A 436-nucleotide genomic window follows, 5' to 3' on the forward strand; every position below is an offset into this window, starting at 1 on the left:
GCTTGAGATCTTGCTAATCTGTCCACATCAACTTCAATAATTTGATTGTGATGTGCGAGCAATGTGTGCAGACTTGGACACTGGAACGTTATGTGAGGTAAAGCTACGAATGTATTATGTGAGATGTCCAATCGCTGTAGACAAGCAAGTGTACATAGCTCATCGGGCAGCATGGCCATTTGGTTGTTTGATAGGTTGAGATCTGTAATCAGACTAAACTTGACTGGAAATTTGGGAGGTATTTTAGTGATGACATTCCCACTGAGATCACAACTTTTCAATTCTGTGTGTCTCATTAGGTGATATACTGCATCTGGAACTTGCATCAGCTGACACTCTGATAGATCGAGTTGACTATTCTCTTGGGCATCTTCGCAACGTCCGACCACCCTGATGATAGCTCTCCCGGCAAGCCTGGCGCAGATCATCATTGCCG

General features: G+C 44.3%; 1 protein-coding gene. It reads right to left on the reverse strand.

The window, feature by feature from the left end:
- On the reverse strand, nt 1–431 hold a 431-nt coding region (locus F0L68_RS46015), incomplete at its 3' end, for a leucine-rich repeat domain-containing protein (RefSeq protein ID WP_149855447.1).
- Nucleotides 432–436 lie beyond the last annotated feature (5 nt).

The sequence above is a fragment of the Solihabitans fulvus genome (genome assembly GCF_008386585.1).
In the GTDB taxonomy this organism is placed as follows: domain Bacteria; phylum Actinomycetota; class Actinomycetes; order Mycobacteriales; family Pseudonocardiaceae; genus Solihabitans; species Solihabitans fulvus.